Raw genomic sequence first — 24315 nt, forward strand, 5'->3', positions numbered from 1 at the left:
GAAGCACGCTTCCTTGGTCGTAAGGTTCTTATTTTAGTACCGCAATCTATCATCGTTCACACGTGAGTCCGCAGCTCCGCAACGAATTGGCTCCAGATCAGCTATCAGCTAGGCTACGCGCTAACGCCGCCTCTCGCTATTTCCGCAGCTCCGCAACAAACTTCCGCTCCAGATCAGCTAACAGCACGGCTACGCGCTAACGACGCCCTCGCTACTTCCGCAGCTCCGCACCGAACTTCCGCTCCAGCTCAGCTAACAGCACGGCTACGCGCTAACGACGCCCTCGCTACTTCCGCAGCTCCGCACCGAACTTCCGCTCCAGCTCAGCTATCAGCACGGCTATACGCTGTCGTCGCCCTTCGCTACTTCCGCAGCTCCGCAACAAACTGGCTCCAGCTCAGCTAACAGCACGCCTACGCGCTAACGCCGCCCTCGCTACTTCCGCAGCTCCGCACCGAATTGCTGCTCGAGCGCAGCTACGGCGCGGCCGTGCGCATCCGCCACTTCCTCGTCGTTCAGCGTACGGTCCGGATGGCGATATACGAGCGCAAGCGCTACGCTTTTCTTGTCAGTGCCGAGACGCTCGCCGGTGTAAATGTCGAACACGTGAACCGACTCCAGCAGCTCGCCCGCCGCTTCGCGCACCGCGGCTTCAAGCGCCCCGACGGCGGCTCCGCGGTCGACGACGACAGCGATGTCACGCGTGCTTGCCGGGAAGCGCGGAAGCGCCTTGTAGGCGATGTCAAAGCCGACAAGACCGCTAAGCGTATCCAACTCCAGCTCGCAAATATACGTGTCGTCCAAATCCTTCGCCTGCTGCAGCTCCGGATGAAGCTGTCCGAGCGTTCCGATCTCGGTTCCGCCGATCGACAGGACGGCGGTTCTGCCCGGATGGAATCCGTCCACGTTCGCGGAAGCCGCGAATGTTACGTCTACGCCGAGGTAAGCGAACAATTTCTCCAGCACGCCCTTCGCGTCGAAGAAGTCCACCTTCTCCGCTTTACCGGTCCAGTGCGTGCCCCGGCGGTTGCCCGTCCAGAGCGCCGAAAGCAGCAGCCGCTCCTCCGGCAGCTCCGAGAGCTTCTCCTCGCGGGAGACGAACACTTTCCCCATTTCAAAAACGGCGATATCGTCGTTGTTCCGGTTCCGGTTGTAAACGGCGGTATCGAGAAGATGAGGGATGAGGCTCGTACGCAGCACGCTCCGCTCTTCGCTCATCGGCAGCGCCAATGCTACAGGCTTCGCATCCGGATATCGTCCGGGAAATTGCCCGATTTGCTGAGGATGCGTAAAGCTGTAGGCAACCACCTCGTGCAGCCCGCTTCCCGTCAGCAACCCGCGCACCGTCCGGCGAATACGCTGCTCCTTCGTCAGTGAACCCGGCGTCGTTACGCCGTTCATCAAGCTCGTCGGAATGTTGTCGTAGCCGTGCAGCCGCGCCACTTCTTCAATCAAATCGACGTCGCGGGTAATATCGCCTCTGCGGCTCGGCACATGAACGACAAGCGTCTCCTCGCCTTCCGCGTCATAAGAGAAATGCAGCCTGTCGAAAATAGCCTTCACTTCAGACAGCGACAACGACGTTCCGAGGTAGCCGTTCACCTTCGTCAGCGCCAGTTTCACTTGTACGGGCTTATGATCTTGCGCAACCGCTTCGACGATATCCGCCGCCGCTTTGGCGCCGCCATATTCGCAAATGAGCGAAGCCGCACGGTTCAAGGCTGCAATGACGCCTTCCGGATTCACTTCCTTCTCGAAACGGGCGCTCGATTCCGAACGCAGTCCGAGCTGGCGGGACGTTTTACGAACCGTGCTTCCCGCGAACCTCGCCGATTCGAGCAAAATACGCGTCGTGCCCGGAGTCACCTCCGAGTTCGCTCCGCCCATCACGCCTGCGATCGCAACCGGCTTCACGCCGTCCGCGATGACAAGCATATGCGGCTCAAGCGTGCGCTCGACATCGTCAAGCGAAACGATCGTTTCGCCTTCGCGCGCCAAGCGGACGTCGATCCGGCCGCCTTCAAGCCGGTCCGCGTCGAAAGCATGCAGCGGCTGGCCGTATTCAAGCATGACATAGTTCGTAATGTCGACGATGTTGTTGATCGGGCGAATACCTGCCGCCATCAAGCGGTTCTGCATCCAGAGCGGCGCAGGGCCGATCGTTACGCCCTCGAGCAGCCGTGCGCTGTAATGCGAGCAGCCCTCCGCCGCGCTGATCGTTACGCTTACGGCATCCGCCGCTTTCGCTCCGCTCGCCTGAATGCCCGCTTCCGGCGACGGAAGCTTCACTTCGCGGCCGAGTATCGCCGCAATCTCGTAGGCTGCGCCCAGCATGCTGAGGCAGTCGGAACGGTTCGGCGTCAAATCCAGCTCAAGGACATGGTCGTCGATCGCAAGCACATCGAGTATGCTCGCGCCGATTTGCGTATTTTCCGGCAGCACGAGAATGCCTTCTTGAATCTCCTTCGGCAGCAGCTTGTCGTTAAGGCCGAGCTCCTTGGCCGAGCAGATCATTCCTTGCGATTCGACGCCGCGCAGCTTCGCGCGTTTGATTTGCAGACCGTCGGGCAGCTTCGCGCCGACCAGCGCGACAGGCACCTTTTGGCCGGCGTCCACATTTTTCGCTCCGCAAACGATTTGCAGATCCTCGCCTTGCCCTGCATCGACGATGCAAACATTCAATTTATCCGCGTCGGGATGCTTCTCCTTCGATTTGACGAAGCCGACGACGACGTTGTTGACGCCTTTGTTGAGGTTTTCCACGATGTCGACCTCGACGCCGCTGCGCGTCAGCTTTTCGGCCAGCTCCGCAGCCGTGAAGCCCGAAACGTCGACGTAATCCGATAACCATTTATAGGAAACTTTCATTGTTTGGCTACTCCCTTTCCTTCCAGAAATAATCGGCCTCCGGTATCATCCGGATAGCGCGGTTGTATCGGCTCAAGCCTAAATTTGCACGAACTGTTTAAGGAAACGCAGGTCGTTCGTATAGAAATGACGGATGTCGTCGACGCCGTATTTCAGCATCGCGATCCGCTCTACGCCCATTCCGAAGGCGAAGCCGCTGAATTCCTGCGGGTCGTAGCCGGCCATCTCGAGCACGCGCGGATGCACCATGCCGGAGCCGAGAATTTCGAGCCAGCCCGTCTGCTTGCAAGTACGGCAGCCCGCTCCCTTGCACATGCAGCACGTTACGTCGACCTCGGCGCTCGGCTCCGTGAACGGGAAGAAGCTCGGACGCAAACGAATTTGCGTATCCTTGCCGAACATCTCCTGCACGAACTGCAGCAGCGTTCCCTTCAAGTCGCTCATTTTAATGTTCCGGTCGATGACCAGTCCTTCAATTTGGGTAAACACATGGGAGTGAGTCGCGTCGTCGTCGTCGCGGCGGTACACTCTGCCCGGACAAATGATTTTAACGGGCGCGGCGCCCTTCATTTTCTCCATCGTGCGCACTTGGACCGGCGAAGTATGCGTACGCATCAAAATATCCTCGGTCACATAAAACGAATCCTGCATATCGCGCGCCGGATGGTTTTTCGGCAAATTGAGCGCTTCGAAGTTGTAGTAATCCTGCTCCACCTCGGGACCTTCCGCTACCGTATAGCCCATTCCGATAAAAATGTCCTCGATATCCTGGATCACCTTGCTGAGCGGATGCGTGGCGCCATGTGCGGCCGGACGGCCCGGCAGCGTAACGTCGATCGTCTCGGCGGCAAGCCGGTTAGCGGTTTCCTGCCGCTGGTACTCCGCCTGCTTCGCTTCGATCACTTCCTCAATCGCGGCGCGGACGTCGTTCGCCACCTGCCCGATTACCGGGCGCTCCTCTGCGCTGAGCGCTCCCATACCGCGCAAAATTTCGGTGAGCGGACCTTTTTTGCCCAAATATTTGACGCGCAGATCGTTCAGATGCTGACTGCTTGCCACCTGCTCGAGCTCCTGCAGCGCTTCCTGCTTGAGCGCCTCCAAACGTTGTTTCATTTTCGGTTAGCCTCCTTTTTGATGATCCGATGTGCGGTAGGCGAAATCCCCCTATCTCGGAAAAATCCGTTGAACCGCAACAAAAAAGGCGACCTCCTCCCTGTTAAGGGACGAAATCGCCGTGTTACCACCCTTGTTAAGCCATGCTCGACGTTATTCGGACCATTTCGCATGACACGAAAAATACCCCGATAAACATCATCAGCGCTCCCGTTCAGAACGATGCGCCAGCATGTCTTCGCTTCATTGCGATAACGGCCTGCGGCCGGTACCCTCTACTTGCCGGCATTCGCACGGTTTCAAGGGACTGCTCGGGAGCGAACTTCGGCAGCCTGATTCCTTAAAGACGCTCTCAATCTCCGGCGCCTTCTCCCTGTAAAGAAGCACTGCGTACTTTTCTCCGTCGTTGCATTTCGGTATGGATATTAACAGTTATTATATGCAAAAGCGCACATTGTTGCAAGCTTTGAGCGGCAATACGGCCGCGAAACCCCGGAAAATCCGCTAACCGAGCGCTCGTATAAGCTTCGGAAGCCGCTTTTCGGCAATATCCGGCTTTTCGAAAGCGCTGCGAAAAACAGCTTAACGCGCGGAAGGCCCCCGCCCGCCGGACGAGGACCTTCCCGTTTGCGCCGCTTCTATCGCGCACATTTGACGTTAAAAGTTAGCAGCCGCAGCTAAACCCCCCCATGCATGCGCAAGCTACGATAACAAGCAGGATGAAGAGCACCAGAATGACGCCGGTCGAAGTAAAACCACCGAAACCAAGTCCTGCAACATTGCCCATTTGTTCATCCACCCTTCGTGTAATGTTATTAGTAGACGCATGACATCCTACGTTGAAAACGCCCTGAAGGATTGGGTGTCTCCCCATTTGCCGCAAAAATATACTCTATCTCCGCCTTCTTTTTGACCCGGTGAATACGATATAAGACGCGACTCCCAGCAAAATGGCTCCTATAAGGATGTACCAGCCCGTAAAATCCGGATCGGCTTGCCTGTTTTCGAGAGACGGCAGCTTCCCTTCCTTCAATAGGCTCAAATCCTCCGCCGCATTCGAGATCAGCTTCGTTCTGTCGCACATATTCGTCACCAGCCGGTCGTTATCGCTGTATGCGTAGACCAAATATTGTTTGCCTTTCTCGAAGCCGAAGCCGCAGCTTGCGCCGTCCCTCGCCGTGTAAACGAGTTGAGTTTTGCCGAGCTCCCCTTTCCACACCTTATCCACTTCAATTTTCACTTCCACAGGGTCGGCCGACGAACGGAGCAAGCCCCCGCTCGTTTTTACGCTTACCGCCTTACCGGAAAAAACGGCCGCCTTCTTCTGCAGCTCTTCTTGAACGGAATTCGGACCCGCGCATGAACAGGCAAATCCCTTTTGCGGATGAATCATGTGCCATGATGCGAAAAACGCCGTAAACAGAATGATCTGAAGCGCGGTTATTGCGGCCTTTTTCATACGTTATCCCCCCTGTAACGTTTACGCCGGGCTTTTTCCTCCCGCTGCCTCTAAAGACGAAGCTCCGCGCTAAATTGTTTCATGAAAAGTGACGCGGAAATCGGCGACGCCCACTGATAATCACCTTTTCTTCACTAGCCCCCAAACGGCGAATTGCCGGCAGGCTCAGTAAACGTTGGCTTCACTTCCAATTGCATCAGACACGCTCCGTCACTTCATTTACAAAAATTCGCTCCTGCCTCGATCGGATTACCATCCTCTTTTTACCGGCATTTCAAAAGAAAAACGCCTCGCGGCGTTTCCAAATACGATATCGATTTGCGTTGTCGCTTTTGACCGGTGACTATACGTTTGATGGGCTGCCGTAGAAGCAAGCCATCGCCATAGCGGCACTTCCAACCTTCGCGCCGCGCGTCTTTCCCGCAAGCGGGTATCCCGCGTTTTATGCCGGGACGGTAAGCTCGCAGCGCAGCCGCGCATTAACCGTCCCGCATTTATTTCTATACGGGCGCGAACTGCTCGGCGATTGCTTCGGCCCATCTTCTGTTCGCATCGATCGTACGACCGGCGTTGTGCGGCGTATGCACGACGTTATGACGGCCGATAAGCGGATCGTTCAGCGGGAGCGGCTCGATGTCGAAAACGTCGGCGGCCAAGCTGAGCTCGTCGTTGAGCACCCGTTCGCGAAGCGCCTCCATATCGCATATGCCTGCCCTTGTCGCGAGCACGACAAGGCATCCCTTAGGCAAAGCGCGGATATGCTCAGCCGTAACGAGTCCCTTCGTTTTCTCCGTCAGCGGGACCATCGGAGCGAAAATTTCGGCATCCGTGACAAGCCGGTCCAGATGATACTCCCTGCGCGTGTCGGCCCGATGAAAGCTCGGCTCGCTCGCAAACGGATCCCAAGCCGCCGTATCGGCGCCGAGAAAACTAACGAAGCTCGCATACCGGCTGGCGATATTGCCCGCGCCGACGATCCGGACACGCTTGCCCTCCACGGTGCCGTTCGCGAAATTAGGATCGTCGCCGAACTGCTGGCCTCTCGTGCCGGGTTTGCCGAGTCCGCCGGCAGGCTCGTAAGCCCAAGTCTCGTGGCTCGCAATCATGTCCCGATAAGTTTGCGGAATACGCCGCAATCCGCACAGCGTAAGCGCAAGCGCGAATTCGGAGACGGACTGTCCCCAGAAGCCTTCGCTTCGGTGCATATATACGCGTACTCCCCGCGTAACAAGCTCTTCGCGCATTTCCGCCGTAATGCCAGGACCGTACAGAACGGTTTCGCGCAAATCCGTAAACCTGCTTATGCAGTCTTCCGTCACCGGTACGTATATAGACACGAGCCGCTCCACGCCGCGGCAATCCCCGACGATTTCACCCAGCTTCCGATCATCGCCATGCTCCAACCGAACAAACTCGACCGCGCCCTGCGCTTCCCACAGCGCGCGAAAATGATCCGCAGCAAATGGCCAAATGGCCTCGAACCGCGGGTGTACGACAATAACGCTTCTCATCGTCCTTCCCCTCCCGCAAATTGATTCCAGCTTTCTTGAACGCGCTCCGCATTCGTCCGTCCGATAAACACGAACGCGCGGTGTCTGTACGCCGCCGATTGTCCTTGGGCGATTCGCCAATCGCCGGAAATGCAGCGGCTCGGCGCGATGCCCAGCTCCCCGTCGACCCGCCAGCGTACCGGATGCTCCGGATTGCCGGGATGGTCCATAAGCGCGATGCCGGACCAGTCATCCCTTTCCTCGATCGGCATGCTAACCGCCACCCACCTTGCAGGCTGCGCTTCCGCATCCCGATTCGCCTGTCCGCTATCGTTTACAGCTTCGCCGCCCTCCTCGCGACGGAACGGCATCCGCAGGAACAATCCGCCGTACGAATGTTGCCCGAACACAATATCCGTCTGCGCATGCAGCGTCCAAACCAGATCGAGATGATAGCCGGAGCCGAGATCTTCAAGCGACCATTCCTGCTTCTCGATCAGCATCGTTTCGCCGTCAGGACTGTGCCATTCCGTTTCTACCTGCCAGCGCGCCTTATTCCCTTCGGTCCACGGCACTTCAAGCGGCTTCGGATGAAACGAGCCGTCGGTCGCATTGCCGCGCAGCCCCTCCTCCCAAAACCCTACGCCATTCACCTTGTTCAATCCCACGTATAAGCCATGCTGCCACGGGTGGTGGGACGGTGCGTTCTCGGTCAGCGTTCCGATACCGTCGGGGCCGGTAATCGGGTGTATGAAAGGCCGTGTGTGCGCGGCCGCTTGCTGCACCGCGATCGGCTCCTCCTGCCCGCTGCGGTAGATGGAAATCCGCTCCGGCGAATGTATCGCGTAAAGCGTCGCGTCTTTCGTTTGCTTCATGCCTTTGCTCTCCTCTCGTGTTCAGCCGAACCGCGGTTTGTCGACGTGCGCTCCGGCGAATGTATCGCATAAAGCGCCGCGTCTTTCGTTTGCTTCATGCCCTTGCTATCCTCTCGTGTTCAGCCGAACCGCGGAATGTCGACGTGCGCGCCGCCCCGCATAGCCGATTCGTGCGCGCATATGCCCGCACACGTCCAATTCGCCGAAGTTATCGCATCCGGGAACGGACGGCGGCCTTCCACAATGCTCATTACAAACTCATGGGCGAGATGCGGGTGCGAGCCGCCGTGCCCGCTGCCTTGCTTGAAGGACAAATGCGTGTTGCCCGCATGGTCGTACACGCCCTCCGTCGTATATTTACGGATCGGCTCGGGCAGCAAATGGGCAAAATCCGGAATGCGCACCCGATTTCCTTCCTCTCCCTTAAACACGATCGGCTCCTCGGCTTCCAGCCGCTGCCATTCGAAGCTCATCTTGTCGCCGTAAACGTCGAAGCTTTCGACGTATTCGCGCGACGTTTCAAACAGCGATCGGGTCACTTCCATCGCGACCTCCGAGTCACGCAGCCGGAACAACGCCGATTCGACCGCGAACTGCGAGCCGTACTTGGACGCCAGCCGCTCTTCGATGCGACCGGAGCCGAAGCAGGCGACACTGCCGGCTTCCTTCCCCGACAATGCCAGCAGCGGCGACACCGCGTGCGTGGCGTAATGCATCGGCGGCAGCCCTTCCCAGTAGCCCGGCCAGCCGGCCATTTCCTGCTGATGGCAGCCGCGCAGAAACTGAATCCTGCCGAGCTTTCCGCTTTCGACAAGCTCTTTTACATAGAGGAACTCCCGCGTGTACACGGCTGTCTCCATCATCATGTACGTTCGGCCCGACGCCTTCTGCGCAGCGACGATGGCCAAACACTCCTCGATCGTCGTCGCCATCGGAACCGTGCAAGCCACATGCTTGCCGGCCTTCAAGGCCGCAATGCTCTGCGCCGCATGATCCGGAATCGGCGTGTTGATATGGACCGCATCCACTTCATCGTCCGCCAGAAGCTCCTCAAAGCTCGTGTACCGCTTTGCGATGCCGAAATGATCGCCGATTTCGTTCAGCTTTTTCTCGTTGCGCTGACAGATCGCAACCATCTCCGTATGCGGATGGTCCTGGTAAATCGGAATGAACTCCGCTCCGAAGCCAAGCCCCGCTATAGCCATACGAATTTTTCTCCCCATAACTCCAGCCCTCCCATAATAGCGCTTTCTCAGAGCCATTATAGGCGATCGTTCACCGGCTTCACTTCTCCAAGCCTGTCGAATGTTTCTCAAAAACAGCTATGCTTTCCAGTTTTCCGGTCAAACCCGGGAATGGAAGGCTCGAATCCGATGAGAGAAATCCCTTTCCGCGCTCGTTCCAGGTTTCCGTATACTCGATATCGGTCAAATTTATTCCCGCCTTTGGTCCAGTTCCATCACCGCCGCCGGTCCGTTTCCCCTCGCCCCCGGTGCAAGTAAAATACAACTATAAATGTCTTTGCGGAAGGTGATCGATAAAAATGACGATGAAAAACAAACTTGCCGCTTACCGGCCCCTGCTTTGGCTGCTGGCGATTCCGGTTTTGAACGTTTTCTACGCCCTGCTGAATCACGGGAAAAACGGGGCGGGAAACCTCGTTACCGACCTCGATAACATCATCCCGTTCGAAGCGGCCTTCGCCGTTCCCTATTTGCTCTGGTATCCGTTCGTATTTCTTATGCTTGTCGCGATTTTCCTCAAAAACCGAAAGGCGTATTACCAAACGCTCATTACGCTTTGTGCGGGACTGATCGTTTCGTATGCGATTTACGCCGTTTTTCAAACGACCGTACCGCGGGCGCTCGTGACGGGGGATGGAGCCTTCGACAGCCTCGTCCGCTTTATTTATGCAACGGATCAACCGTACAACTGCTTCCCCAGCATCCACGTGCTGACGAGTTATTTGATCATTAAAGGAGTTTCGGCTAGCGGCAATTTCGGGAGGTTCACGCGTATCGCTGCAGGGGTTTTCAGCTGGACGATCATCGCTTCGACGCTGCTCATCAAGCAGCATGTCATCCTTGACGCGGCAGGCTCCATCTTCCTGGTAGAGCTGCTGTTCCCGGTATTCGGGCTGTTGACGGGAATATTCGCGCGCCGGAGATCCGAAGCTGCAAGCGGCTTGCCGGGCAAGATGGCGCTGAAATCATCGGCCTCCACGAAAATTTCCGCTTAAAAGCGCTCACGCTTGCGCCCCATACTAACGACAACGCAAGAAAGCAACCGTACCTAATGACTTTGCCCGGCCGGACTTCGCCAGACGATGTCCGGCTTTTGCATGCAGTGCGGCTTCGCAGCCGAAACGTTAATCAAGAAATCATGGTATACTGTTCGAAGATCATATGCGCCGTAACGAAAGATCCCTTTAAACGGAGGTTACAAATGAAGCTGGACCGGCTGCTCGCGATTACCATGCTGCTGCTGAACCGGAAACGGGTAAGCGGCAAAGAGTTGGCGGAGCGTTTCGAGGTGTCGCTGCGAACCGTGTACCGCGATATGGAGGCTATCAATCAAGCGGGGATTCCGATCGTCTCCTACGACGGAGCCACGGGCGGCTATGAAATTATGGAGCACTACAGGCTCGACCGGCAATTTCTGTCGATCGGCGAGCTTTCCTCACTAGTGACGTCGCTGAAGGGGATCCAAAGCGCGCTTGGCGAACAGGAAATGGGCGGCTTGCTGGAGAAGGTGGGCGCACTGGTCGCCCGTACGGAAAAGCAGCAGACGGACGCGGCCTCGGAAAATCTTCTAATCGATATTAATCCGTGGCGGAACGGAAATGCCGAGAAGCAAGTGTTCGCCGACCTGCGGCAAGCGGTCAAAAACAACAACTTGGTACGCTTCGGGTATATCAGCTCCGCAGGCGAAGAGAGCGAACGAATTCTGGAGCCTATGGGACTCGCGCTCAAATGGTTTTCCTGGTACGTATACGGATACTGCCGGTTACGCAAGGATTTTCGGACGTTCCGCTTATCCAGGATCAATGAGCTTCGGATCGAACTCGAAACGTTCGAACGGCGGCTCAATCCGCCTATTCCACTTGAGCATTGGGAATTGCGAAGCCCCAAAATTCCCGTTCTCCTTCAGATGCCGCCGGCATTCAGGGGGAGGCTCGAAAATCATATACGGCACATCGAGACGCTGGAGAATGGAAAATTACTCGTCCACGCCGAATTTCCGGACGAATCTTGGGTCGCCAATCTCCTGCTCAGTTTCGGCCCGGAGCTCAAGGTGCTCGAACCCGATCCTATACGCTCCCGATTGCGGGAGCTTGCGCTAGGCGTAGCGGCGAATTACGAATAAACCGGCTTTGGCCGGACTTCGGATCGTTTGCTTTATCCCGTTCGCTTGCGCTTAAGGCCGAGAAAATCTATAGTCAAAATGAGCGGCACCCGGCATAACAATCTTTCAATTTATGTTAACGAAGGAGTGATCCCATGAAGTTTCGCAGACTTGGCGCGACGAATATGAAGGTTTCGGTCATCGGTTTAGGGACTTGGCAATTTGGAGGCGAGTGGGGCAAATCATACTCGCAGCAGGAAGTGAACGGCATTCTCGATCAAGCGAAGGCGCTCGGGATCAACCTGCTCGATACGGCGGAATGCTACGGCGATCACTTGTCCGAATCGCTGATCGGCGGGTATTTGCGCGAAGGCGGACGCGAGGATTGGGTCGTAGCGACGAAATTCGGCCACAAGTTCCACGGCCATCTGGAGCGTACGCAGCAATGGACGGCCGCCGACGTACAGGAGCAGCTCGATAGCTCGCTGAAGGCTTTGCAGACGGACTATATCGATTTATATCAATTCCACTCCGGCACGGATGAAATGTTCGACAACGACGAGTTGTGGACGCTTCTCGATAAGCAGGTGCAAGCCGGCAAAATACGCCATCTCGGCATTTCGATCGGCAGCAACGACAATCTCCATCAAACCTCCTCCGCGAGCCGCGTGAACGCCAAGGCGATTCAGGTCGTTTACAACCGGCTCGACCGGCTGCCGGAGAACCGCGTGTTTCCTTCCTGCCAAGATCAGGATCTGGGCGTGCTCGCCCGCGTTCCGCTCGCCAGCGGCTACTTGAGCGGCAAATACAAGCCAGGCGCGGTCTTCGCCGAGAATGACGTCAGGCGGAGCCATGACGCAGCCAAGACGGCGGAGAAGCTGCGGTCGGTGGAGCAAATTCAGCGCAATGAAGTGCCTGAGGGCATGGATATGGCCAAATGGGCGTTAGCTTGGGTGCTGAAGCACGATGCCGTAACCTGCGTCATTCCGGGCTGCAAGGACGAAGCGCAGGTCGCAGCGAATGCCGCAGCGGTCGATTATGTGGCGGACACGCATCCGCAAGCTTGGAAAGAGCAAGAGTAAGCGAAACCGTCTCGCGCGCCGATCCTGTAATTCGGCTCCTGCGATCGCCTTTTTTCGCCAATAACGCCTTATACGATTTTTGACGCTATATGACGCTAGCGGTTACCGCACGCAGGTCTAAAAAACCGTTCCCGCGCGGTAAGCATCCCGATAAACTGAAAAACCCGTTCGCGCCTCATCGGAGGAGCGGGCGGGTTTTTATTTTGGACCGGTCATGCAGCTGACGCTGTCATTTACGCGCCTGCAATAATTTCTTTGACCCGGCCGACCTGGCCGTCCGTAAGCCTTACTTTAATCCCGTGCGGGTGTGTCGGCGATTTGGTCAACAGCTCCTTGACGATGCCGCGGGTCAGCTTGCCGGTGCGCTGATCCTGCTTCAAAACTATGTTCACTTCGATGCCCGGCACGATATTCGTACGGATTTGCCCGTTCATGCTAGTCCTCCCGTCCTTCATGCTGCGATGAAGAAGACGCGCTTCTCCTGTAGCAGTCTACCACATATCGTGGATGAACGAAAACGTTCGCTATCCCGCGTTTCCATAATTTGCGATAGATTGCGGACATTCCGGTCATAATACAAACAACCGATAATCCGCAAAACGAAGGAGAGCCGTTCATGACTTCCCAACACGAGACGCAATCGTCCGGCAAACGCGCTCTGCTTCATACCGGCTTGTTTCAAAACCTGGAGCTTGCCAAAAGCATGCTCGGGCAAAGTCCCGATCTGATCGTCAAAGAAATGACCTGTGTCGCAGGCTGGCAAGCCGCCGTTTTGTATATGGAGGGCTTGGTGGATCTTCAAATCGTCCACAACGCCATCCTCGAGTCGATGATGGTCTACAAGCCGGATACGAACGACGCGGCCTTCTTGGAGGGCTGCGAGCGGCTGCGCTACTTGACGAAGCATGTGCTCGTCGCAGGAGACACGAGTTCCTTCGACAACTTCGGCTCGCTTTTCAACCATCTGCTGTCCGGCGACGTTCTCGTTCTGCTGGATCAATGCGCCTTGGGCATCCGGATCGGCGCGGCGGGCTGGGAGGACCGCAGCATCAGCGAACCGACTTCGCAAGCCGTCGTACGCGGCCCGATGGAGGCTTTTACGGAAAATATAAGGACGAATACGTCGCTCATTCGCCGTAAAATCAAAGATCCCAAGCTCTGGATGGAAAGCAGGCAGATCGGCAAAATTACCCAAACGAACGTTTCCATCATGTATTTGAAAGATGTAGCGGACGAGCGCATAGTCGACGAAGTCCGGCGGAGGCTGGACGGCATCGATATCGACGGCATTCTGGAAGGCGGCTATATCGAGGAGCTGATTCAGGACAGAACGCTCACGCCTTTTCCGACCGTCTACAATACGGAACGTCCGGATACGATCGCAGCCGGTCTGCTCGAAGGAAGAGTCGCCATTCTCGTGGACGGTTCTCCGTTCGTGCTTCTTGTCCCCGCCCTGTTCATTCACTTTTTCCAATCTGCGGAAGACTACTATCAGCGTGCCGACATCAGCACATTGCTTCGGATCATCCGTTTTACCGGTTTTTTTATCGCCATGCTGGCGCCGTCCCTCTACATCGCCGTGACGACGTACCATCAGGAAATGCTCCCGACCAGCCTTCTTATTAGTCTGGCCGCGCAGCGGGAAGGCGTTCCCTTCCCCGCCTTCATCGAGGCGCTGATGATGGAGATTACTTACGAAATCTTGCGCGAAGCCGGCGTTCGGATGCCTCGGACAGTCGGTCAAGCCGTCTCCATCGTCGGTACGCTCGTCATCGGCCAGGCGGCGGTCGAAGCCGGTATCGTTTCGGCCGTTATGGTCATTATCGTATCGATTACGGCCATTTCCAGCTTTGTCATACCGGCTCCGGGGATGTCCATTTCCGTCCGGATGATCCGTTTCATCCTGATGGGGCTGGCGGCTTCGTTCGGGCTGTTCGGCCTTTTGGCGGGCATTATTCCGCTTGTCCTGCACTTGACCGGGCTTCGTTCGTTCGGCGTGCCTTACATGAGTCCATTCGGCCCGTTCCACTTGCAGGACCATAAGGATACGCTGTTCCGGATTCCTTGGACAAGCATGCTGACACGTCCGATTTCCGGCCAAAGCCCGAACCGAGTCCGGCAGAAAAGAAAGCATATCAGACGATAAACCGGAGGTGGCCGCATGAGAAGGATGGGGTCGGGCATGCTTGCATTCGGATTGGTGATCGTTCTTCTCGCTGGATGCTGGAACCGCAAAGAGCTGAACGATCTCGGCATTCAGATGGGCACCGCGATCGATAAGGTCGGCGACCAATATCAGGTGGCCGTGCAGATCGTCGTTCCGGGGGAGGTTAGCGCGCGAAAAGCCGTCAGCACAAGTTCGCCGGTAACGATGTACAAAGCGACTGCCCCTACCCTCTTTGAGGCTTTTCGCAAGCTGACGGAGACAAGTCCACGTCAAATTTACGGCGCGCACACGCGGGTGCTCGTATTCAGCGAAGCGATTGCGAAGGACGGGATCGCCGGCGTCATGGATCTTTCGATACGCGATCCCGAGCTGCGGTCCGATTTTTATGTAATGGTTGCCAGACACACGTCCGCCGAAGAAGTGTTAAAAATAATGACGCCGCTCGAAAAAATTCCGGCCAATAAGCTGTTTCATTCGCTCGAAACGTCTGCGAAGTCCTGGGCGCCTACGGCGATCGTGACGATGGACATTTTGTTCGATAAGCTAATGAGTTCAGGGGTCAGCCCCGTACTGACGGGAATCACGGTTACCGGCGACAAAGAAATGGGCAAAAAACAAGCGAATGTGGAGGAGATCGAATCGTCGGCGACGCTGCGTTATTCCGGATTGGCCGTTTTCCGCAAGGATCGCTTGGTCGGCTGGCTGAACGAAGAGGAAAGCAAAGGCTACAATTATATCATCAGTGATGTGAAAAGCACCGTCGGCCACTTGATTTGTCCGGACGGCGGAAAGCTTGCCCTCGAAACGATCCGCAGCCATACGGATGTAAAAGGACGTGTCAAGGACGGGAAGCCCTCCATCGACGTCCGGATCATGAACGAAGTCAATATCGGCGAGGTCGATTGCCTGATCGATATTCAAGACCCGGAGACGATCAAAGAGCTGGAGGCGCAGAGCGAAGAGAAGACGATCCGAATTATGCAAAAATCCGTCGAAGTCGTCCAGAACGAATTCAAAACGGACATTTTCGGCTTCGGCCAAGCGATATACCGTTCGGATCCAAAGGCTTGGGAGCTGGTGAAGAACGATTGGGAGGAGCATTTCGTCAAGCTCAAGGTCAATTACGAGGCCGAGACGCATATCCGAAAGGTTGGTTTGGCGAATAAAGCGTTAAAGGAAATCGTAAAGGAGTAGCTAACGATGTGGGGAACCTTTGCCGTCCTATTCGTTGCAGTCTCGGTAGGTATGATCGAACTGCCGCCGCTTTTCAGGAAACGCTGGTACAAAGAAGCCGTCGTCCACATCGCCGCACTGCTTGCAGGCACCGTGCTCAGCATCATCGCAATTCGGCTGATTGCGCTGCCCAGTCCCTTGAATATCATCGTCACCGTTTTCAAGCCGATAAACGACTGGCTGTTCCCCAAATAAATATGGGAGAAGGATGAAGCGAATGCTGGAAAAAGGGCGTTTGAGCACGAAGCAGCTGTCCGTACTTGTTATTTTTTCCGTCATTGGCGAATCTCTGCTGGTCATTCCCTCCTCTGTCGCCGAGGAGGCCAAGCAGGATGCCTGGATCTCGGGCTTGATCGGGATGACGGCCGGCCTTCTGATCGCCTGGATGATATTCCGGATCGGACAAACCTACGGCCCCAAGACGCTTATCGAGCATAATCGTGCGCTGCTGGGAAGGTGGGCGGGCGGAACCGTTTCCGTCCTGTATTTGCTCTACTTTCTCATCAATATATCTGCGTTGATCCGGGAAATCGGCGACTTCATCACCACGCAATTTTTGCCGGAAACGCCGCTTCGGGCCGTTCACCTGATTATCGTCATTCTCATCATATGGGCTGTCAAAAGCGGACTGGAGACGCTGGCGCGAGCGGGCGAGGTATTTTTCCCGCTTTTTGCGGTATTGCTCATCTCTATGTTCGTTTTTTTGCTTCCGCAATTCCATTCCGACAGGCTTCAGCCCATGCTTGGCCAGGGAATCCCCTCCATCCTGAGAGGATCTTTGTTTATTTTCGCGTTCCCGTTCTGCGAGCTGATCGTGCTGCTTATGATATTTCCGTATGTCGCGCATAACCCCAAGCTGCAAAAGGATTACATGCTTGCCGTTTTGTTCGGCGGCTTGACGATTTGCTTGCTCATTCTCATTTCGATTCTCGTGCTCGGCCCGAACCTAAGCGCCTATCATTCCTATGCCTCCTACGCAATCGCGCAGAAAATTAGCATCGGACACTTTGTGGAACGTCTCGAAGCGCTGCTGGCCGTCAATTGGATCGTCTCCACTTATTACAAAATATCGCTGTTCTACTACGGCCTCATCCTCGGTTCCGCACAGCTGTTCAACCTACGGGACTACCGGCAGCTTACCGTTCCTACAGGCATGATCGTATTCGGACTAGCCTTCATCATTTCGCCGAACATCGTTTATTTCAACGCCAAAGTAAGCTACTGGGTCATCATCGACATCTTGTTCGCCCTTCTCATTCCGGCGCTCTTGTTTTTCATAGGCTTAACGCGACGAAAAAAGAGACTGAAACGTCCCGCTTCAGCCGAAAAATAAGGGGATCACACCTCGTGCGAAGCTGACGGAGTGCGGCGCTGCTTTGCCTGACAGCCTTCGGCCGCTTCGCTGACGGTCAGCAGCCGGCCGCGGGTCAGACCTCGTGGCCGAGGAGCCTATTCCCGTTGAACGGAGCTTTCGATATGCTCCCTATCCGGTCTCCTGGCTCCGCTGTCTGTTCCATAGGGTTAGATTTCGAATGGGTAATTCCCATAATAGAAACAAATACGCTTCCAAGCCACTGTTAAAGTGGGTGGAAGCGTATTTGTTTGTTGATTCGGCATTATTAAGCGACAGATGGGGCATGAAAATGGAAACGGAAATGACTTTCGGGAGCTCCGTTCATGCCCTGCTTTGGGTCCCGGGTCTTGATGGAAAAACTACAGCTAATTCTGCTTAAAACATGAAAAGTCGGCATCTTGATGGAAAAACTACAGGTATTTTCGTTGATTTCATCCATAATAGGTGAAACGGATAAAATCAACTGCAGTTTTTCCATCTAGTTCGTTCAGAAGCCGTGAAAGCAGAATAATAGATGCAGATTTTCCAGTTACTATAAGAAACTCTTTTTGGGGATAGCCCCACTGGATCATTAAATGAATCAGTATATTCGCATGTCTTGCTTATAAACGATCTCATCGTCATTCGGATCCATGATGCGCACTTCTACGGTCCAGCTTCCGGCGAACGGCATGTAAGGACCGGCGGCCTTGTAGCTGAAGCGCGCATAGTCGATAAAAGCGTCCAGCTCTTTGTCGTCGTACGTCTCGATCGGCACTTCGATCGGCGCGATCGACTTGTCGTCGTTGTAGATCATGTTGAGCTTGACGTATTTCGGCTTGCCGAGCTTTTCCGGCAGCCATACTTTGACCGTAAACGTATTCGGTCCGGGCGCGTTCGGCGTGATGCGCAGCGTCAAATGCGCCTTCGTGCCCATTTCATGATAAGACAGCGGCTTATTGGGCGGCACAGGCGCCACATACGTAAGCACGCCGACTGTGGCGACGATCAGAACCATCAGCCCCAGGTCGATGCGAAGCCAGAGGTTGGCCCCTGCGTTTTGCCGTTTGCGGAGCATGAACCTGATCGTGCCGGCCGAAATGAGCACTAGCAGCACGAGTCCGATTTTGATCAGCAGCAGCGTTCCCCACTGGGTATACAGCAGGTAGTCGAGCTTCGGCAGGTAGATCAGCGTCGATGCGGCTCCCGTCAGCGAAAGCACGATGATGGAGAGGAGCGCAGCCCGGGAAAACCGCGGCAGGAGCCGCTCTCGGACGTCCGAGGTCCGCCAGAAAACGACGATCATCAGCAGGCCGCCGACCCAAAGCGCAGCGCCCGCCAAATGAATCCAATCGAGCAGCAAAGCGGCGAATCTCGGCTCGAATGCCATCGCATGCCCGTTTACGCTTTTGGCTGCAAGCAGCGCGCCGACCCAAACCAAATCGACGATGCGGTTGCGCCGTAGCACCACAAACGCGGCAAGCGCCAGAAGCAGCGAGGCAATCCACGACAAGCCGATGCTCGTGCCGGTGAACAAGCCGACAAGCTCCGCCGCTCCGCCTTCTCCGAGCAATTCCGAGTAATGCGTATAAATGACCAGCAGTAGTGTGATGACATATGCCCGCTGCAGCCCGATCGCCCAGCCCTTGAACCGGTTTCTCGTCTCTCCCGATTGCCCGGACTGCAGCGAAGACCAGGCAACCCAGCCCGTCAAAGCCAGCAAGGCAAAATACGAAGCGATCCTCGACGCGTATTTCAGCAAATCCGCAAAGCCCATATTCCATGACAAGCTGTGCTCATGCTCGCTCCCGATCGAAGCCGTCGTATTCCGCGGCGGTCCTACCGTAATGACGTAGCTTCCGTCAACGGGATGTCCATCCGCCGAAATGACGTGATACGTAACGACGTACGCTCCCTTCGGAAGCTCGGGCAGATCGAGCGTCAAGCCGGTACGATCCGCATTCAGCTTCGCTTTATCCGAAGTCGCTTGCCGTCCGATTTCATCGATCACTTTAATATAAAACAGCTTTTCTTCGATTCGTTCGTTAAACGTAAGCGCGATTTGCCGCGGCGGCGTATCCATCTGGCTGTTCGGCTCGGGCACCGACTGGATGAGCGAGGCGTGGCCGAACGCCGTTGACGGAACGGCCAGCAGAGCAGCCAGCAAAATGAAAACCGGCAATATCAGCTTCACAATCCGCGTCCGATTCGCCGGTATCCTAAAATAGAACAACAAGGATCCCTTCTTCCTCAAAAAATATAACGGAAGCAAACATAACAGCCACTATCGCTATTTATCGTTCGCGTCCGCCTATCCGAGCGGTTTTCTCCCCCGGAACCCTTCCTCCATCCCGTGGTAAAACATAATGCGCTCCTCGCCCTGCCGCCAGCAGAGCAGCACATCCTGCCCGTCAAGCACGGCGGGGAAATCGACAAGCCCGTTTTCGATATCCTTCAGCTGCGCGCCTTTCATATGGATGCCTTTTATTTGCGTATGCGCTTCAATTTGCAGAAATTCGATTTCGCATTCCAGCTCAAAAAAAGGATCGTTTCCCAAATCGGCATCGCCTGCAGAAGATACGAATTTGCGCAGCCGCAGCTCGGCGACCTTATCTTCCATATTGCGGACCGTATCCTGCAAAGCTTCCAGCTCCGTCCGGATTACCGGCAGCAGCGCGTTCGCCTCCTGCACCGTAAAATGCTTTTTCATCGAGCGAATTTCCCCCAATTTACACGGAATTAATAAGCAGGAGAGCGAATTCTTGATTCTTCCGGCTTCCAGACCAGTTTACTAGAAAGTCAATATAAAAACCACGTTTTGCCGACCGGAATGGTGAACAAGAGGTGAACGATGCGCGAACTTCGCGTAAAAAGCGGCAATTCGGCGCTGCGGAGAAGCTCAGCGCTTACGAGGTGCGCTTCTGCGGTCGGCTGCCCGGCCGTTAAGCACCGCCGATCGGCGGATGCCCCGCGAGGCGGCGCAAATCCTGCGCACGACGCCTCGGAGAAGCTCAGCGCTTACGGGAGCGCGCGCTTCCTGCGGGCGGCGGCCGACCGTTATCGCACCGCCGCACGGCGGATGCTCCGTGTGACGGCGCAAATCCGGCCACACGGAGCCGCGGAGAAGCTCAGCGCTTACGAGGTGCGCTTCTGCGGTCGGCTGCCAGGCCGTTAAGCACCGCCGATCGGCGGATGCTCCGATCGACGGCGCAAATCCGGCGCACGGCGCCTCGGAGAAGCTCAGCGCTTACGGGAGCGCGCGCTTCCTGCGGTCGGCGGCCGGCCGTTATCGCACCGCCGCACGGCGCAAAATCGGGCTAGCGCGCTCGGCTATGTACCGAGCACCTTTTTGCCCCTCGGCTGCGTCCCCCCTGCATCCGGCTCTAGCGTAATGCCGACGGCTTCGAACGCCGTTTCGTCGGGCCTTAGCTCGAGCGTCAGAACGCCTCGTCCCTGGTCGTCCACCCGGAACGTTCCGCCGTTATGCCGCTTGCCATCCTTGATAAGCCATACTTGGTACGCTTCCTCGCCGCTGGTCAAGGCCAGCCCGTTCAGCTGCAAAGTCAGACGCTCGCTGTTTCCTTGCCGCGTCAGCCATCCGGTGCCGTTCGCCTCCGGCATCGATTTGTCGAACGCCTTCAGCGAAAGCTGCTTGACGACTTGCGCCGGCGGTTGAAGCCTCTCGTCGGCAATTGTCGTTTCGCTGCCGCGGCTCGCCGTCCATCCCCATGCCGCAATAGCTCCCGCAGCCAAACAAACGACTGCCGCCGCGGCATATCCGAACGTTCTTCTTTTGGAGGGGCGCACCTTTTCATTCGGATTGGAAACGAGTCCTTTTGCTATTCCCATTTCCTCAGCATCTGCCGGGATGACGCCAGCCTGATTTGTTCCATTCAAAATAGCAGCGAAAACCTGCTCCTTGCGATCCTCCGGCATGTCGACCTCTTCCGCCGCGAAGGGCAGCATCTCCCATGTTTCCCGAAGCTCCGTATACTCCTTCCCGCACGCCTCGCATTCCTCCAAATGAGCGGCAAAAACGTCCGCTTCTTCCGGCGGCAGCTCCTGCAATAAATACGGTATCAACCGCTCGCACGGGTTCGGTTGCCTAGACATCTTCGCGCTCACTCCTCTCTCCATGATTTCATATATTCGCGCAGCCGCTTAAGCGATTGGTGCAGCCGGCTTTTCACCGTACCGACGGGTTCGCTGTTGCGTTCCGCGATTTCCGTAAGCGTATATCCTTCCCAGTACAACTCGCGAATGAGGCGCGCCTGGCTATCCGACAGTTGGCGGGACGCCTCCTCGATTTGATTTTTCAGCAGCCGCCGCGTTACGATGTCCTGCGTGCGATCGGAAAAACCGCCGCTCTCATCAGCCGGAACGGTAAAATCGTCAAGCGGAACCAGCGCTTCCTGCCTTCGCTCTTTGCGGAGCTGATCGATCGCAACATGGCGGGTTACCGTCAGCAGCCAGCTGACGAACTGTCCCTTTGCGCTGTCATAGCCTTTATCCGAGGTCCACAGCTTCGTAAACACAAGCTGCACTACATCGCTTGCAAACTGCGGGTCGCTTTTGGCTTTCCACGCAAACGAATAGACGAGACGCACATAGCGGTCATACAGCACCCGCAGCGCTTCGCTTTGCTTGTCCCCAATCATCCGCATCAATTGCTCATCCGAAACATCCTGCACGCGATCGGCACTCCCCACGGGTTTATAACCCCTATTATCGTCCAGGCCCGGAGCGGGCAAACGAACTACCGTCATCTTCTTATATCGCACTCCTTTCCGCAAGGATTTTCTTTATTCCGTCCCCTGGCTAAAACCGGGAGTCACGCGCTGGGCGGCAAGAAAAGCGGTCAGATAGATCCGGCCCCGCCACGTTTTGCGGCTCATTTGTAAATGTAGTCCCCACTATCGGGCATGGGACACGGTTACGAAAGCAAACATGGATATCGTAATGGTTATGCACGGTCCTCTGTACTTAATGGAGAAAACCTTATTGTTCATGAGGCTGTCCTCACTATTCCACCGGTAAAATGCTCGTTCTCGCCCGATAATGAGGCAAACGCCACTATCAATCTCGTTTGCTTCACTAATAGCAAACTTTGCCTCATTCTCTCACCAGAAAACAGGTATCGGCTAGAAATAGTGAGGCTTCCAAAACGAATAGTAACTTTTTCCTCATCAATGTCTCCAGAACATGTTTTTTTCGAGAGATAGCGAGGATACCTTACCAATACCTTGGCCGCATCAATTGCAAGGCTGGGGTGCTATTGTGCCTCATAAGAACCATCGGTTTGTGGACGGCACTTTCATGACATGTGTGGGCGGCAAACATTAGTTAAGATGTGCTCAAGGTACCGGCAGGCTGACCGTAAAAGGTTTGGGTGCTTGTATGCATCCTACGAATCCGCCGTTTGACCGCGTGCTCTTCACCACAAGTCGGGCAGTAAACCTAAATATCATAGGCGGCGGTCAACCTGCTGGTTGCCTTATCGATGGCGAACCATTTCCCTGACATTTGCCGAATAAAACAAAAATCCCCGTCAAACCGGCTAGGTCCGGCTTAACGGGATGGAAGCTGCCGCTGGGAGAGCGGCAGCAGAAGCAAATCGTTATTTGACGATGATCGTCGCCTTCATAAAGCCCTTGTGCGGCTCGCAGTAGTATGTGTACTCGCCCGGCTTGTCGAGCGTAATGGACGCCGATTCGCCTGCGGCCAGCAGCTTGGTGGCAAAAACCGGCTTGCCGTCGGCATCGAGCATGTCGGATACGGCATTGTGCTCGGCTCCACTGTCTTTATTGGTGAACGTAATTGTCGAGCCCGCCTCGACTGTCAATATTTCTTGAGAGAAAGCGAAGTTCGCCATCTCTACGGCATATGTTTTAGCCGTCTGCTGCGGAGCCGGCTCTTTGCCCGCTGTCGGATCGATGACGAACCAAACGTTATTGACGCCTTGACCGTTCGCGTCTCCCGCTTTCGTATCCTTGAAGAAGTAATAAAGCGGCATCCCTTTATAGGTCGTTTGCTTCGTCCCGTCATAACGCACGATCGTGCCGAAATCGGCCGCCTTCAAATCGGTTGCATCCGCCGCATGCTCCGTGTAAAAGATCGGCCAATTCGTCTCGCAAGCGTCTTTGCACACGCTTGTATCCTTGCTATCCTTGGTGAACATGTACAGCGTTTTGCCGTTGGAGTCGACTAAAATTTTGCCTAATCCGTCCTTCTCGGTTACGGAAACGGCCGCATGATAAACGACGTACCAGACATTGTTGACGCCTTGACCGTTCACGTCTCCCGCCTTGGCGTCTTTGAAGAAGTAATAAAGCGGCATACCTCTGTAAGTCGTTTGCTTCTTGCCGTCGGCGCGTACGATCGTTTGGAAGTCGGCGGCGTTCAGCTCGCTCGGAATTTGAATGTTTTCCGCATAATAAACCGGCCAGTTGACCGCGCACTGATCGGCGCAAGCGCTCGTATTTTCCGAGTCCTTTGTAAAATAGTACAGCGTCATGCCCGCTTGGTCGGTCAAATAGGGGCCAAGCGTCATATCATGCGCCAAACGGATCGAAGCATAGCCTGCTGCTGACGCTTTGCCGGCATCGACGACTTTTTGCTCGACCAGCGTATCGATCAGCGTTTTGCCGCCGCCTTTGACGTTCAGCTTGAGCGCTTCCGCTGTAGCTGCGGCGATATGCCGGTTGCGGAGCGCGCCTGCACCGGCGATTTGGGACAGCCCTTGATTTTTCGCGAAGGCAATCGTCTCATCGTATTTGAAATCGGTATCCTGCTTCTGACCGAGCGACTCCAGCAGCACCTTATAGTATTGCTGATCCATAATCGGCCCGGCAGGCTCGAACTTGTTATCGCCCGTTCCCGTCCAGCCAAGCTGCGGATTTGCCTTCAAATAGGCCAATATCGCCTGATTGGACTCGTTCACGGCTCCCGCGTCCCCAAAGTTGTCCGTTCCCTTGTAAGCCAGAGCCGCCGCTTCAAGTCCGTTCAGACGCAAAAACAAAATAGCCGCTTGCAAACGAGTCGTCGGCTTGGCCAAGTAGCTGTCGGTCACCCCGCTACCGTCTCCTTGCAGAACACCCAGCTCCGTTACGATCTGCACATCCGTCTTTACATTTGCGGCGGTTGCCGTCGCCTCCGCTGCCCCGGTGTGAGCCTCCTCCGCCCAAACCGGAACGGCAGAGCCCAGCATAAGCGCGCTTGTCAGCAGCATAGCCGCCATTCGATTCCGCTTCTTCATAATCGATATTCCTCCCCGATATGTATTCGTTGCCCTATAAACAGCCTGCATCCAAGGTAACGAAGCAAATCGGGAAACGGTTTTACGGAAAGCAA

Annotated in this window: 19 protein-coding genes; 7 read left to right on the forward strand and 12 right to left on the reverse strand. The window is 55.7% G+C overall.

The window, feature by feature from the left end:
* Positions 1-435: 435 nt before the first annotated feature.
* From pheT to DQG23_RS33930, 6 genes are all read right to left on the reverse strand, one after another.
* The gene (pheT, locus tag DQG23_RS33900) at positions 436-2868 is read right to left on the reverse strand and encodes a phenylalanine--tRNA ligase subunit beta (RefSeq protein ID WP_113035474.1); all 2433 of its coding nucleotides are present in this window, start codon (positions 2866-2868) and stop codon (positions 436-438) included.
* Positions 2869-2946: 78 nt separating this feature from the next.
* Positions 2947-3981, reverse strand: a complete 1035-nt coding sequence (pheS, locus tag DQG23_RS33905) for a phenylalanine--tRNA ligase subunit alpha (RefSeq protein ID WP_113035475.1) — start codon at positions 3979-3981, stop codon at positions 2947-2949.
* An 892-nt stretch (positions 3982-4873) separates the two neighbouring features.
* Positions 4874-5440: a hypothetical protein gene (locus DQG23_RS33915; protein ID WP_113035477.1), complete on the reverse strand. Its 567-nt coding sequence runs from the start codon at positions 5438-5440 to the stop codon at positions 4874-4876.
* Positions 5441-5940: 500 nt separating this feature from the next.
* Positions 5941-6951: an NAD(P)-dependent oxidoreductase gene (locus tag DQG23_RS33920; RefSeq protein WP_113035478.1), complete on the reverse strand. Its 1011-nt coding sequence runs from the start codon at positions 6949-6951 to the stop codon at positions 5941-5943.
* Positions 6948-7805, reverse strand: a complete 858-nt coding sequence (locus DQG23_RS33925) for a DUF6807 domain-containing protein (RefSeq protein WP_113035479.1) — start codon at positions 7803-7805, stop codon at positions 6948-6950. The genes DQG23_RS33920 and DQG23_RS33925 overlap by 4 nt, the downstream gene beginning before the upstream one ends.
* A gap of 119 nt (positions 7806-7924) precedes the next feature.
* The gene (locus tag DQG23_RS33930) at positions 7925-9028 is read right to left on the reverse strand and encodes a Gfo/Idh/MocA family protein (protein WP_113035480.1); all 1104 of its coding nucleotides are present in this window, start codon (positions 9026-9028) and stop codon (positions 7925-7927) included.
* Positions 9029-9348: 320 nt separating this feature from the next.
* Between DQG23_RS33930 and DQG23_RS33935 the strand changes: the two genes are divergently transcribed.
* From DQG23_RS33935 to DQG23_RS33945, 3 genes are all read left to right on the forward strand, one after another.
* Complete coding sequence (locus DQG23_RS33935) at positions 9349-10044, forward strand: phosphatase PAP2 family protein (protein WP_113035481.1); 696 nt, start codon at positions 9349-9351, stop codon at positions 10042-10044.
* A 206-nt stretch (positions 10045-10250) separates the two neighbouring features.
* Complete coding sequence (locus DQG23_RS33940; protein ID WP_113035482.1) at positions 10251-11171, forward strand: helix-turn-helix transcriptional regulator; 921 nt, start codon at positions 10251-10253, stop codon at positions 11169-11171.
* Positions 11172-11305: 134 nt separating this feature from the next.
* A complete protein-coding gene (locus tag DQG23_RS33945) occupies positions 11306-12232 on the forward strand; it encodes an aldo/keto reductase (protein ID WP_113035483.1) in 927 nt (308 codons plus the stop codon).
* 233 nt (positions 12233-12465) lie between these two features.
* Here DQG23_RS33945 and DQG23_RS33950 read toward each other — a convergent pair whose 3' ends face one another.
* Positions 12466-12666, reverse strand: coding sequence for a YwbE family protein (locus DQG23_RS33950; protein ID WP_113035484.1), 201 nt, complete (start codon positions 12664-12666; stop codon positions 12466-12468).
* A gap of 182 nt (positions 12667-12848) precedes the next feature.
* On the opposite strand from DQG23_RS33950, the gene DQG23_RS33955 reads away from it, so the two are divergent.
* The 4 genes from DQG23_RS33955 to DQG23_RS33970 are packed head-to-tail and all read left to right on the forward strand — an operon-like array spanning position 12849 to position 16965.
* The gene (locus tag DQG23_RS33955; RefSeq protein WP_113035485.1) at positions 12849-14378 is read left to right on the forward strand and encodes a spore germination protein; all 1530 of its coding nucleotides are present in this window, start codon (positions 12849-12851) and stop codon (positions 14376-14378) included.
* 15 nt (positions 14379-14393) lie between these two features.
* Positions 14394-15593 carry a Ger(x)C family spore germination protein gene (locus DQG23_RS33960; protein ID WP_238178164.1) on the forward strand — a complete coding sequence of 400 codons (1200 nt, stop codon included), beginning with the start codon at positions 14394-14396 and terminating at the stop codon, positions 15591-15593.
* 6 nt (positions 15594-15599) lie between these two features.
* Positions 15600-15827 carry a hypothetical protein gene (locus DQG23_RS33965; RefSeq protein WP_113035486.1) on the forward strand — a complete coding sequence of 76 codons (228 nt, stop codon included), beginning with the start codon at positions 15600-15602 and terminating at the stop codon, positions 15825-15827.
* A 22-nt stretch (positions 15828-15849) separates the two neighbouring features.
* Positions 15850-16965 carry a GerAB/ArcD/ProY family transporter gene (locus DQG23_RS33970; protein WP_158560837.1) on the forward strand — a complete coding sequence of 372 codons (1116 nt, stop codon included), beginning with the start codon at positions 15850-15852 and terminating at the stop codon, positions 16963-16965.
* Between the two features lie 601 nt (positions 16966-17566).
* On the opposite strand, the gene DQG23_RS33975 is transcribed toward DQG23_RS33970, so the two are convergent.
* The 5 genes from DQG23_RS33975 to DQG23_RS34000 all read right to left on the reverse strand — a co-directional run bounded on the left by DQG23_RS33975 (position 17567) and on the right by DQG23_RS34000 (position 24220).
* On the reverse strand, positions 17567-19198 hold the full coding sequence (locus DQG23_RS33975; RefSeq protein ID WP_146762439.1) for a copper resistance CopC/CopD family protein: 1632 nt from the start codon (positions 19196-19198) through the stop codon (positions 17567-17569).
* 78 nt (positions 19199-19276) lie between these two features.
* Positions 19277-19675, reverse strand: a complete 399-nt coding sequence (locus DQG23_RS33980) for a DUF2203 domain-containing protein (RefSeq protein ID WP_113035489.1) — start codon at positions 19673-19675, stop codon at positions 19277-19279.
* A 620-nt stretch (positions 19676-20295) separates the two neighbouring features.
* Complete coding sequence (locus DQG23_RS33990; RefSeq protein ID WP_158560839.1) at positions 20296-21078, reverse strand: anti-sigma factor; 783 nt, start codon at positions 21076-21078, stop codon at positions 20296-20298.
* Positions 21079-21086: 8 nt separating this feature from the next.
* A complete protein-coding gene (locus tag DQG23_RS33995) occupies positions 21087-21731 on the reverse strand; it encodes an RNA polymerase sigma factor (protein ID WP_192894666.1) in 645 nt (214 codons plus the stop codon).
* An 851-nt stretch (positions 21732-22582) separates the two neighbouring features.
* Positions 22583-24220, reverse strand: a complete 1638-nt coding sequence (locus DQG23_RS34000) for a plastocyanin/azurin family copper-binding protein (protein ID WP_158560838.1) — start codon at positions 24218-24220, stop codon at positions 22583-22585.
* Between the last annotated feature and the right edge of the window lie 95 nt (positions 24221-24315).

This window comes from Paenibacillus contaminans, assembly GCF_003285015.1.
GTDB lineage: Bacteria > Bacillota > Bacilli > Paenibacillales > NBRC-103111 > Paenibacillus_V > Paenibacillus_V contaminans.

What these genes read in the sequence shown, in the direction of transcription:
- pheT (WP_113035474.1), bottom strand. Translation starts at nt 2,868, where the DNA reads ATGAAAGTTTCCTATAAATGGTTATCGGATTACGTCGACGTTTCGGGC.
- pheS (WP_113035475.1), bottom strand. Translation starts at nt 3,981, where the DNA reads ATGAAACAACGTTTGGAGGCGCTCAAGCAGGAAGCGCTGCAGGAGCTC.
- DQG23_RS33915 (WP_113035477.1), bottom strand. Translation starts at nt 5,440, where the DNA reads ATGAAAAAGGCCGCAATAACCGCGCTTCAGATCATTCTGTTTACGGCG.
- DQG23_RS33920 (WP_113035478.1), bottom strand. Translation starts at nt 6,951, where the DNA reads ATGAGAAGCGTTATTGTCGTACACCCGCGGTTCGAGGCCATTTGGCCA.
- DQG23_RS33925 (WP_113035479.1), bottom strand. Translation starts at nt 7,805, where the DNA reads ATGAAGCAAACGAAAGACGCGACGCTTTACGCGATACATTCGCCGGAG.
- DQG23_RS33930 (WP_113035480.1), bottom strand. Translation starts at nt 9,028, where the DNA reads ATGGGGAGAAAAATTCGTATGGCTATAGCGGGGCTTGGCTTCGGAGCG.
- DQG23_RS33935 (WP_113035481.1), top strand. Translation starts at nt 9,349, where the DNA reads ATGACGATGAAAAACAAACTTGCCGCTTACCGGCCCCTGCTTTGGCTG.
- DQG23_RS33940 (WP_113035482.1), top strand. Translation starts at nt 10,251, where the DNA reads ATGAAGCTGGACCGGCTGCTCGCGATTACCATGCTGCTGCTGAACCGG.
- DQG23_RS33945 (WP_113035483.1), top strand. Translation starts at nt 11,306, where the DNA reads ATGAAGTTTCGCAGACTTGGCGCGACGAATATGAAGGTTTCGGTCATC.
- DQG23_RS33950 (WP_113035484.1), bottom strand. Translation starts at nt 12,666, where the DNA reads ATGAACGGGCAAATCCGTACGAATATCGTGCCGGGCATCGAAGTGAAC.
- DQG23_RS33955 (WP_113035485.1), top strand. Translation starts at nt 12,849, where the DNA reads ATGACTTCCCAACACGAGACGCAATCGTCCGGCAAACGCGCTCTGCTT.
- DQG23_RS33960 (WP_238178164.1), top strand. Translation starts at nt 14,394, where the DNA reads ATGAGAAGGATGGGGTCGGGCATGCTTGCATTCGGATTGGTGATCGTT.
- DQG23_RS33965 (WP_113035486.1), top strand. Translation starts at nt 15,600, where the DNA reads ATGTGGGGAACCTTTGCCGTCCTATTCGTTGCAGTCTCGGTAGGTATG.
- DQG23_RS33970 (WP_158560837.1), top strand. Translation starts at nt 15,850, where the DNA reads ATGCTGGAAAAAGGGCGTTTGAGCACGAAGCAGCTGTCCGTACTTGTT.
- DQG23_RS33980 (WP_113035489.1), bottom strand. Translation starts at nt 19,675, where the DNA reads ATGAAAAAGCATTTTACGGTGCAGGAGGCGAACGCGCTGCTGCCGGTA.
- DQG23_RS33990 (WP_158560839.1), bottom strand. Translation starts at nt 21,078, where the DNA reads ATGTCTAGGCAACCGAACCCGTGCGAGCGGTTGATACCGTATTTATTG.
- DQG23_RS33995 (WP_192894666.1), bottom strand. Translation starts at nt 21,731, where the DNA reads ATGACGGTAGTTCGTTTGCCCGCTCCGGGCCTGGACGATAATAGGGGT.
- DQG23_RS34000 (WP_158560838.1), bottom strand. Translation starts at nt 24,220, where the DNA reads ATGAAGAAGCGGAATCGAATGGCGGCTATGCTGCTGACAAGCGCGCTT.